Source organism: Mycobacterium sp. (genome assembly GCF_035653355.1).
In the GTDB taxonomy this organism is placed as follows: domain Bacteria; phylum Actinomycetota; class Actinomycetes; order Mycobacteriales; family Mycobacteriaceae; genus Mycobacterium.
Genome location: NZ_DASRBZ010000050.1, coordinates 1 through 10,902, shown reverse-complemented (window position 1 = coordinate 10,902; position 10,902 = coordinate 1). Strand labels below are relative to the sequence as shown.

Sequence of the window (10,902 nt, the reverse complement as noted above, 5' to 3'; positions counted from 1 at the left end):
TCCTGCCGTTCGGCCTGATCGCATTTCTGTGGACGGTCGGAACTATGGCGGCGTTGTACGGCGTGGTTCGCATCAGCCAGCGCTTGCTCGGTGTGCCGGCCGGCGCCGGCCAGCGCGCCGCCATGCTGTGGACCGCGGTCTCGATATGGATCGAGCCCTTGCGCAGCACATTCGACTACGGCCAGATCAACGTGCTGCTCGTACTGGCCGTGCTCTGGGCGGCCTACACCACCCGGTGGTGGTTATCGGGCCTACTGGTCGGCGTGGCTGCCGGGGTGAAGCTGACCCCGGCGATCACCGGCCTCTATTTCGTCGGGGTCCGGCGATGGGCGGCGGCGGTCTTCTCGGCGGTCGTCTTCGTGGCCAGCGTCGCGATCTCGGCACTGGTCGTCGGTGACCAGGTCCGCTACTACTTCAAGGACCTGCTTCCCGACACCGATCGGGTCGGACCGATCTGCACAACCTTCAACCAGTCCTGGCGCGGAGCGATCTGTCGAATCTTCGGTCACGACACGGGATATGACGCGCTGGTGGTGGCGGCAATTCTCATCACCGCGGTACTGGCCGTGCTGGCCTGGCGGGCCCTCAAGGGTGCCAGCGGCGCACCGGACCGGTTGGGCATGCTGCTGGTGGTGCAGCTGTTCGGGCTGCTGCTCTCACCGATCTCCTGGACCCACCACTGGGTATGGCTGGTGCCGTTGATGATTTGGCTGATCCACGGCCCGCTGTCCGAGCGCCGCGGCACGCGGATTCTCGGATGGTGCTGGCTCGCGTTGACCGTCGTCGGTGTGCCGTGGCTGCTGAGCTTCGCGCAACCGAGCATCTGGCAGAGCAGCCGGCCGTGGTATCTGGCCTGGGGCGGGTTGGTCTACATCGTGGCGACGCTGGCCACGTTGGCATGGATCGCCGCGAGTGGACGACGAACGGTCAGCTCGGAGTCCCGATAATCCCGTTGATGTCGCGCGCCATCGCGATGTCGTTTTGCGTGATGCCGCCCTCGGAATGCGTCACCAAGGCGAAAGTGACTGTCCGCCAACGGATATCAATATCCGGGTGATGATTCTTAGCTTCTGCGTGCTCCGCCACCCGGCGCACGGCGTCAATGCCTGCCATGAACGACGGAAACTTGATCGCCCGGCGCAGCACACCGCCTGCTCGCTCCCAGCCGTCGAGGTCTGGCAGTGCGGCGTCGACTTGTTCATCGGTTAACACAGCCATGGATCGACGGTATACCGTCACCCGCGATGCCGAACCAGATCGTCGTCGCCGGAGCCGTCATCTCCGGATCCACACTGTTGGTCGCACAACGGGACCGGCCACCAGAATTAGCCGGCCGCTGGGAGCTGCCCGGGGGAAAGGTCATGGCGGGGGAATCTGAGCCCGACGCCCTGGCCCGGGAGCTGGCCGAAGAACTCGGCATCGACGTGGCGGTCGGCGAGCGGCTGGGGCACGACATCGACCTCGACGGCACAGCGACATTACGCGCCTATCGAGTCGAGTTGATCCGCGGTCAGCCCCATCCTCGCGACCACCGTGCGCTGCGCTGGGTAACGGCCGCGGAACTGGATCGAGTCGACTGGGTGCCCGCCGACCGGGCATGGCTGGCTGCGCTGTCCGAACTGCTGTGAGCGCGCGTGAACCAAGGGCCACCCCGACACGCCCACAGCCGCCTTGCGGCAAACACACAGCATTACCGAAGGTGCGCAATGTGATCGAGTTTTTACAGGGGCATACGAAACATTTACGCCGAATTACGGTTGTGTTAGCGGTGCCGATGATTTCCTGTACGACGTGGGAACGGCTTCCAGGGCTGTTACCGGCGCATTTCGGCGCAGAAACGCGGCGCGGTCGAGCGGTCTCTACGTCAGCAGCGGCTCGACAGCCAGCGTGGCTGGGCCGCAACCCAACGCTTATGCTTGTAAACAGTCGCTGATCAGCGCGCGTACCGCCGATGCAGACGGGCACGTCAGTAGCTGGTCGGCCGGGTCGGCGAGATCGCCGTCGAATCGCTGACCGATCCCGCAAATACCGCAACGGGTTGCACGCCCAAGGCCCTAAGCCGAAGCGGCGCCGCTACGTGTAAGGAGATCCTTAGGTGACTGTGACACCGACACCGCGCGTCGGAGGTCCTCTGGAGGAGTTGCTGGAACGCAGCGGCCGCTTCTTCACGCCCGGTGAGTTCTCCGAAGACCTGCGCACAGTCACGCGCCGCGGCGGCCGCGAAGCCGATGTCTTCTACCGAGACCGGTGGAGCCACGACAAGGTGGTCCGCTCCACCCACGGAGTCAACTGCACCGGCTCATGCTCGTGGAAGATCTACGTCAAGGACGGGATCATCACCTGGGAGACCCAGCAGACCGACTACCCGTCGGTGGGTCCCGACCGGCCGGAGTACGAGCCTCGCGGCTGTCCCCGCGGTGCGTCGTTCTCCTGGTACAGCTATTCGCCGACCCGGGTGCGCTATCCCTATGCCCGCGGCGTGCTGGTCGAAATGTTCCGGGATGCCAAGGCGCGGCTCGGTGACCCGGTGCTGGCGTGGGCCGACATCCAGGCCGACCCCGAGCGCCGCCGCCGCTACCAGCGGGCCCGCGGCAAGGGCGGTCTGGTCCGGGTGAGCTGGGCTGAAGCCACCGAGATGATCGCCGCAGCCCACGTGCACACCATCAAGACCTACGGGCCCGACCGGGTCGCCGGTTTTTCGCCGATCCCGGCGATGTCGATGGTCAGCCATGCTGCGGGCTGCCGGTTCGTCGAGCTGATCGGCGGCGTGATGACGTCGTTCTACGACTGGTACGCCGACCTGCCGGTCGCCTCGCCGCAGGTCTTCGGCGACCAGACCGACGTGCCCGAGTCTGGCGACTGGTGGGACGCAGCGTATTTGATCATGTGGGGCTCCAACGTGCCGATCACCCGGACGCCTGACGCGCACTGGATGGCCGAAGCCCGCTACCGCGGCACCAAAGTCGTGACTGTCAGCCCTGACTACGCCGACAACACCAAGTTCGCCGACGAGTGGATGCCGTGCGCGGCCGGCACCGACGGGGCGCTGGCCATGGCGATGGGCCACGTGATCCTCTCCGAATGCTATGTCCAGCAGCAGGTTCCATTCTTCACCGACTATGCGCGCCGCTATACCGACCTGCCGTTTTTGATCAAGCTCGAAGAGCGCGACGACGGACTGGTGCCCGGAAAGAACCTCACCGCAGCCGACATCGGTCAAGCGGTGGAAAATGCGGCGTTCAAACCGGTCGTGTTGGATGCAGGTACCGACTCCATCGTGGTGCCCCACGGCTCACTCGGATTCCGCTACGGCGAGGACGGGGTCGGCAAGTGGAATCTAGACCTGGGCAATGTGACACCGGCGCTGAGCGTGGAACTTCCGCGCGCCAGCAACGGTGACCGCACCACCGCGCTGGTTCGGCTGCCCAGCTTCGACACCATCGACGGGCACGGCGAAACCGTGTCGCGCGGCGTCCCGGTGCGCCGCGTCGGCAAGCACCTGGTGTGCACAGTGCTCGACTTGATGCTCGCTCACTACGGGGTAGCACGCCCCGGGTTGCCCGGCGAGTGGCCCACCGGATACGACGACGCCAGCCATCCCAACACGCCCGCCTGGCAGGAACCGATCACCGGGGTGTCGGCCGCGCAGGCCATCCGCGTCGCACGCGAGTTCGCCCGCAGCGCAGAGGAATCCGGCGGTCGCTCAATGATCATCATGGGCGGCGGCATCTGTCACTGGTTCCACGGCGACGCGATCTACCGCTCGGTGTTGGCGCTGCTGATGCTGACCGGATCCATGGGACGCAACGGCGGTGGTTGGGCCCACTACGTCGGTCAGGAGAAAGTGCGACCGCTCACGGGTTGGCAGACGATGGCGATGGCCACCGACTGGTCGCGGCCACCGCGGCAGGTGCCTGGCGCCTCGTACTGGTATGCCCACACCGACCAGTGGCGCTACGACGCCTATGGAGCGGACAAGCTGACGAGCCCGGTCGGCCGCGGCCGGTTCGCCGGCAAGCACACGATGGACCTGCTGGCCTCCGCAACGGCGATGGGGTGGAGTCCGTTCTACCCGCAGTTCGACCGGTCCAGTCTCGACGTGGCCGACGAAGCGAAGGCGGCCGGCCGTGACGTCGGAGAATACGTCGCCGAACAACTGGGGCAGCGCAAGCTGAATCTGGCGATCAGCGATCCCGACAATCCCGTCAACTGGCCGCGGGTACTCACGGTGTGGCGAGCCAACCTGATCGGCTCGTCAGGCAAGGGCGGTGAGTACTTCCTGCGCCATCTCCTGGGAACCGACTCCAACGTCCAGGGCGACGCCCCGGGCGACGGGGTTCGGCCCACAGATGTCGCTTGGGACAAGGAGATTCCGGAAGGCAAGCTCGATCTGATGATGTCGATCGACTTCCGGATGACCTCGACGACGTTGGTGTCCGACATTGTGCTGCCGGCCGCTACTTGGTACGAGAAGGCCGATCTGTCCAGCACCGACATGCACCCGTATGTGCACGCGTTCAGCCCGGCCACCGACCCGCCGTGGGAAACCCGTTCGGACTTCGATGCTTTCGGTGCGATCGCGCGCACGTTCAGCGCGATGGCCAAGCGTCACCTCGGTACCCGCAGCGATGTGGTGCTCACCGCACTGGGGCACGACACCCCGGATGCGTTGGCGTATCCCGATGGTACAGAGCGTGATTGGCGGCATACCGGCGAAGTGCCGATACCGGGCAAGACAATGAGCAAGCTCACCGTGGTGGAACGCGACTACGGTGCGATCTACGACAAGTGGGTCACACTGGGCCCGCTGGTCGACAAATTCGGGCTGACGGTCAAAGGCGTCACCGTGCATCCCTTCCAGGAAGTCGAGCAATTGGCCGCGAAGTTCGGCGTGATGAACTCCGGTGCCGGCCAAGGCCGTCCGGCCATTACAACGGCCAACAGAATGGCCGATGTGATACTGCTACTGTCCGGCACATCCAACGGCCGGCTAGCCGTCGAGGGTTTCCACGAGCTGGAAAAGCGGACCGGGCAGCGGCTGGCCCACCTGGCCGAGGGCAGCGAAGAAAAGCGCATCACCTACGCCGACACGCAGGCCCGTCCGGTTCCGGTGATCACCAGCCCGGAGTGGTCCGGCAGCGAGACCGGTGGTCGCCGTTACGCGCCGTTCACGATCAACATCGAGCACCTCAAGCCGTTTCACACGCTCACCGGACGCATGCACTTCTACCTCGCCCATGACTGGATCGAGGAACTCGGTGAGCACCTGCCCGTCTATCGGCCACCGCTGGACATGACGCGGCTGTTCAACGCTCCGGAGCTCGGCCCCACCGGAGACGGCATCGGGCTCACCGTGCGGTACCTGACCCCGCACTCCAAGTGGTCTTTTCACTCCACCTATCAGGACAACCTCTACATGCTCTCGCTGTCGCGCGGCGGTCCGACCATGTGGATGAGCCCAGCCGACGCGGCGAAAATCAATGTCCGCGACAACGATTGGGTTGAGGCGGTCAACGCCAACGGCATCTATGTGTGCCGGGCCATCGTCTCGCACCGGATGCCCGACGGCGTGGTGTTCGTCTACCACGTGCAGGAACGCACCGTCGACACTCCGCGCACCGAGACCAACAACAAGCGCGGCGGCAACCACAATGCGCTCACTCGGGTGCGCATCAAGCCCAGCCACCTCGCCGGCGGCTACGGCCAGCACGCGTTCGCCTTCAACTACCTTGGCCCGACCGGCAATCAGCGCGACGAGGTGACCATAGTGCGCCGGCGCGACCAGAAGGTGCAGTACTGATGCATCTGCCGAAGCATGGGGAGCGGGGCCACCGATGAAAGTCATGGCGCAACTTGCGATGGTGATGAACCTCGACAAGTGCATCGGCTGCCACACCTGTTCGGTCACCTGCAAGCAGGCGTGGACGAATCGCACCGGAACCGAGTACGTGTGGTTCAACAACGTCGAAACCCGGCCGGGCGTGGGCTATCCGCGGACCTACGAAGACCAGGAGCGCTGGCGCGGGGGCTGGATCCGTGACAAGAAGGGCCGGTTGCGGCTTCGCGACGGCGGGCGCATCGCCAAGCTGTTGCGGATTTTTGCCAACCCCAAGTTGCCCACCATCGGTGACTACTACGAGCCGTGGACCTACGACTACGAAAACCTCACCACCGCCCCGGCAGGGGACACGTTCCCGACCGCCGCACCGCGTAGCCAGATCAGCGGCAACCCGATGAAAATCGAGTGGGGGGTGAACTGGGACGACAACCTGGCCGGCTCCACCGAGACGATGCGCGACGACCCGGTCCTGAAGAAGGTGAACGAGGACGTCAAGCTTGCGCTCGAAGAAACCTTCATGTTCTATCTGCCGCGGATCTGCGAGCACTGCCTCAACCCGTCCTGCGTGGCGTCGTGCCCGTCCGGTGCAATGTACAAGCGCACCGAAGACGGCATCGTGCTCGTCGACCAGGACCGCTGCCGCGGCTGGCGGATGTGTGTGTCGGGATGCCCGTACAAGAAGGTGTATTTCAACCACAAGACCGGCAAAGCTGAGAAATGCACCTTGTGCTACCCGCGCATGGAGGTCGGCATGCCGACCATCTGCTCGGAAACGTGTGTGGGCCGGTTGCGCTACCTCGGGCTGGTGCTCTATGACGCCGATCGGGTGCTGGAGGCGGCGTCGGTGGAAAAGGACACCGATCTGTACCAGGCGCAGTGCCAGGTCTTTCTGGACCCCAACGATCCGGAGGTGATCGCCGCCGCGCAGGCCGAAGGAATCTCCGACGAGTGGATCGAGGCCGCCCAACGCTCACCGATCTACGCGCTGATCAACAAATACAAAGTCGCGCTGCCGTTGCACCCGGAATACCGCACCATGCCGATGGTCTGGTACATCCCGCCGCTGTCGCCGGTAGTGGACGCGGTCAGCCGCGAGGGCCACGACGGGGAAGACCTGGGGAACCTCTTCGGCGCCTTGGACGCGCTGCGTATCCCGATGCAATACCTGGCCGAATTGTTCACGGCCGGCGACACCAGCGTGGTCGAGCAGGTCCTGCGACGGTTGTCGGCGATGCGCTCCTATATGCGTGACATCAATCTGGGGCGTGAGACGCAACCGCAGATACCCCATGCCGTCGGGATGACCGAAGAAGAGATCTACGAGATGTACCGCTTGCTCGCGATCGCGAAATACGAAGAGCGGTACGTCATTCCGACTGCGTACAAAGCCGAGGCCCGCGAACTGGACCAGTTGGCCGGGTGCTCGCTGGACAGCGATGGCGGCCCGGGCATGTACGAAGCAGGCCCGTTCGGTGCAGCCGACGCACCGGTGCCGGTCAGCGTGGAGACCTTCCACACGCTCAAGCATCCTGCGGGCGCCGGCGGGTCCAGCAACGGCAATGGTTCGTCCCGAGTGAATCTGCTGAACTGGGACGGTCGCGACGTGCCGACCGGGATGTTTCCCGAAGGGCAGCAACAGCAGTGAGGCTCCGCGCGCGATCCCGAGGGTCCGAACTGCGTGACCGGTTGGTGTGGCAGGCGGCTTCGCTCCTGTTGGCCTATCCCGACGAACAGCGTGACGAGCGACTCGACACGGTGGAACGCCTGCTGGCCCACCTGGACGGAACCGTTGCCGAACTGCTGGGGCGCACCGTCGCCGCGCTGCGCGCCACCGAGCCGCTGACCGCCGCCGCCGAATATGTCGAGACCTTTGATATGCGCCGGCGGTCGACCATGTACCTGACCTATTGGACCGCCGGCGACACCCGCAATCGGGGCAGGGAAATGCTGGCTTTCGCCGCGGCATACCGCGCCGCCGGTGTCGAACCGCCGAAGTCAGAGGCCCCCGACCACCTTCCGGTGGTGCTCGAGTTCGCCGGGACGGTCGATCCGGAGGCGGGGCGCCGGCTGCTGGTCGAGCATCGTGTGCCCATCGACGTGCTGCTGGGGGCGTTGCGGGACGCGCAGTCGCCGTACGAACACGTCATCGCCGCGGTGTGCGAAACGCTCCCGGCCGTGACCGACCAAGATGTGCGCCGGGCGCAACGGCTCGCCGCGCAGGGCCCCCCGGCCGAAGCCGTTGGCTTGCAACCGTTTACCTTGACCGTGCCACCCAAACGAACCGGCGGAACCTGAGATGGCCCACACCAGCCTTACCGAAATCTTCTGGGACGTCGCACCATATGTCTCGCTGTCGATCGCCGCCGTCGGCACCTGGTGGCGGTACCGCTACGACAAGTTCGGGTGGACCAGCCGATCCTCACAAATCTACGAGTCGCGGCTACTGGCCATCGGCAGCCCGCTGTTTCACTTCGGCAGCCTGATGGTGATCATGGGCCACATCATGGGCCTATGCATTCCCGAGTGGCTGACCGAGGACATCGGGATGAGCGACCACTTCTACCACCTGCAGGCGCTGATCCTCGGTGCGCCCGCCGGGGTCGCCGCCCTGATCGGCATCGGGTTGCTGATCTATCGACGATGGACCAGCGGACCGGTGCGCCTTGCCACCACCCTGAGCGACAAGCTGATGTACCCGGTGCTGGTGTGCGCAATGGTGGCCGGCATGGGCTGCACGATGATGGGGGCCACGCACTACGGCGCGGTGCACGATTACCGGCAGAACGTGTCGGTTTGGTTTCGGTCGATCTTTGTGCTGGACCCGCGCGGCGATCTGATGCTGCAGGCGCCGTTCTACTTCCAGGTGCATGCGACGATCGCGCTGCTGCTGTTCGCCCTGTGGCCGTTCACCCGACTGGTGCACGCGTTCAGCGTTCCGATCGCGTATCTGTTCCGGCCTTACATCGTCTACCGCAGTCGCGAGGTCGTCGACGATGAATTGGTCGGGGCAGCGCCGCGCCGCCCCGGTTGGTGACCGCGGGCCAGTCGAGACTGCGGACCCGCGGCCAGCTGCATTTCGCGGTCGGCGCCAACCACTGCCAGAATCACCCGGTGCAATTTCGCAACGTCGCCATCGTTGCCCACGTCGACCATGGCAAGACGACACTGGTCGACGCCATGCTGCGGCAGTCCGGCGCGTTGCAAGAGCGCGGCGAAGCCAAAGAGCGCGTGCTCGACACGGGTGACCTCGAGCGGGAAAAAGGCATCACGATCCTGGCCAAGAACACCGCCGTGCACCGTCATCACCCCGACGGCAGCGTCACGGTCATCAATGTGATCGACACCCCTGGCCACGCCGACTTCGGCGGTGAGGTGGAACGCGGGCTGTCGATGGTCGACGGGGTCCTGTTGCTGGTCGACGCCGCCGAAGGCCCGCTGCCGCAGACCCGGTTCGTGCTGCGCAAGGCGCTGGCCGCACATCTGCCGGTGATCCTCGTCGCCAACAAGACCGACCGGCCCGACGCCCGCATCGCCGAGGTCGTCGATGCCAGCCATGATCTGCTGCTCGACGTCGCGGCCGATCTCGACGACGAAGCGGCCAAGGCCGCTGAGGAAGCTCTCGGTCTGCCGACGCTGTATGCCTCCGGGCGCGCTGGCGTGGCCAGCACCGTGCCGCCCGCCGACGGCCAGCTTCCCGAGGGCGACAACCTCGATCCGCTGTTTGATGTTTTGTTGCAGCACATCCCGCCGCCCAGCGGCGACCCGGACGCTCCGCTTCAGGCGCTCGTCACCAATCTCGACGCGTCGACGTTCTTGGGCCGGTTGGCGTTGATCCGCGTCTACAACGGCCGGTTGCGTAAGGGACAGCAGGTGGCGTGGCTGCGCGAAATCGACGGCGAACCCGTCGTCGCTGCCGCGAAGATCACCGAGCTATTAGCCACCGAAGGGGTGGAGCGTTCACCCACCGAGGAAGCAGAAGCCGGGGACATCGTGGCAGTCGCGGGCATACCCGACATCATGATCGGCGACACGCTCGCCGACCCCGCCAATCCCGTTGCGCTGCCCCGGATTACCGTCGACGAGCCGGCGATCTCGGTGACCATCGGAACCAACACGTCGCCGCTGGCCGGCAAGGTGCCCGGCCACAAGCTCACCGCGCGGATGGTCAAGGCACGGCTCGACGCCGAGCTGGTGGGCAATGTGTCGATCCGGGTGCTCGACATCGGCCGGCCCGACGCCTGGGAAGTGCAGGGCCGCGGCGAGCTGGCGCTGGCCGTGCTGGTCGAGCAGATGCGGCGAGAGGGTTTCGAGCTGACCGTCGGCAAGCCACAGGTGGTGACCAAGACCGTCGACGGCAAACTGCATGAGCCGTTCGAGGCGCTGACCATCGACTGCCCGGAGCAGTACGTCGGCGCGGTCACGCAGTTGATGGGCGCGCGCAAGGGCCGCATGGTCGAGATGGTCAACCACGCCACCGGATGGGTGCGGATGGATTTCACGGTGCCCAGCCGCGGGCTGATCGGGTGGCGCACCGACTTCCTGACCGAGACCCGCGGCACGGGTATCGCCCATGCGGTGTTCGACGGCTACCGGCCGTGGGCGGGGGAGATCCGCACCCGCCACAGCGGCTCGCTGGTGTCGGACCGCTCCGGCACCGTCACCGCGTACGCGTTGCTGCAGCTGGCCGACCGGGGCCAGTTCTTCGTCGAGCCGGGGCAAGAAACGTACGAGGGCATGGTCGTCGGAATCAACCCACGCCCAGAGGATCTCGACATCAATGTCACCCGGGAGAAGAAGCTCACCAACATGCGGTCGTCGACCGCCGACGTGATGGAAACCCTGGCCAAGCCGCTCGAGCTGGACCTGGAACGGGCCATGGAGTTCTGCGCGCCCGACGAATGCGTCGAGGTGACGCCGGAGATCGTGCGGGTCCGCAAGGTCGAGCTGGACGCCACCGCGCGGGCCCGCAGCCGCGCGCGGGCCAAGGCCCGGGGTTAACTGTGCCAGCTTCGCGCGAGCGTAACGCCACTGCGAAATCCGGCCGGGAGATTCGCAATCCCGCT

General features: G+C 65.6%; 8 protein-coding genes. 7 read left to right on the top strand and 1 reads right to left on the bottom strand.

Going from position 1 to position 10,902, the window contains the following annotated elements:
- Nucleotides 1-947, top strand: a 947-nt coding sequence (locus VFA16_RS01555) for a mannosyltransferase (RefSeq protein ID WP_324966125.1), incomplete at its 5' end; no start/stop codon positions are given.
- Here VFA16_RS01555 and VFA16_RS01550 read toward each other — a convergent pair.
- Nucleotides 928-1,218 (bottom strand): 4a-hydroxytetrahydrobiopterin dehydratase, encoded by a 291-nt coding sequence (locus tag VFA16_RS01550; protein WP_324966124.1) that lies wholly within the window; start codon nucleotides 1,216-1,218, stop codon nucleotides 928-930. The genes VFA16_RS01555 and VFA16_RS01550 overlap by 20 nt on opposite strands.
- A gap of 26 nt (nucleotides 1,219-1,244) precedes the next feature.
- On the opposite strand from VFA16_RS01550, the gene VFA16_RS01545 reads away from it, so the two are divergent.
- The 6 genes from VFA16_RS01545 (at nucleotide 1,245) to typA (ending at nucleotide 10,837) form a co-directional block, all read left to right on the top strand.
- Complete coding sequence (locus VFA16_RS01545) at nucleotides 1,245-1,628, top strand: (deoxy)nucleoside triphosphate pyrophosphohydrolase (protein WP_324966123.1); 384 nt, start codon at nucleotides 1,245-1,247, stop codon at nucleotides 1,626-1,628.
- Nucleotides 1,629-2,101: 473 nt separating this feature from the next.
- Nucleotides 2,102-5,800, top strand: a complete 3,699-nt coding sequence (locus tag VFA16_RS01540; RefSeq protein ID WP_324966126.1) for a nitrate reductase subunit alpha — start codon at nucleotides 2,102-2,104, stop codon at nucleotides 5,798-5,800.
- A 34-nt stretch (nucleotides 5,801-5,834) separates the two neighbouring features.
- Entirely contained in the window at nucleotides 5,835-7,484 is a 1,650-nt protein-coding gene (gene narH, locus VFA16_RS01535; RefSeq protein ID WP_324966122.1) for a nitrate reductase subunit beta, read from the top strand.
- Nucleotides 7,481-8,134, top strand: coding sequence for a nitrate reductase molybdenum cofactor assembly chaperone (gene narJ, locus VFA16_RS01530; RefSeq protein ID WP_324966121.1), 654 nt, complete (start codon nucleotides 7,481-7,483; stop codon nucleotides 8,132-8,134). The genes narH and narJ overlap by 4 nt, the downstream gene beginning before the upstream one ends.
- Nucleotide 8,135: 1 nt before the next feature.
- The gene (narI, locus tag VFA16_RS01525) at nucleotides 8,136-8,873 is read left to right on the top strand and encodes a respiratory nitrate reductase subunit gamma (protein ID WP_324966120.1); all 738 of its coding nucleotides are present in this window, start codon (nucleotides 8,136-8,138) and stop codon (nucleotides 8,871-8,873) included.
- 77 nt (nucleotides 8,874-8,950) lie between these two features.
- Nucleotides 8,951-10,837, top strand: coding sequence for a translational GTPase TypA (gene typA / locus VFA16_RS01520; protein ID WP_324966119.1), 1,887 nt, complete (start codon nucleotides 8,951-8,953; stop codon nucleotides 10,835-10,837).
- The last annotated feature ends 65 nt before the right edge of the window (nucleotides 10,838-10,902 follow it).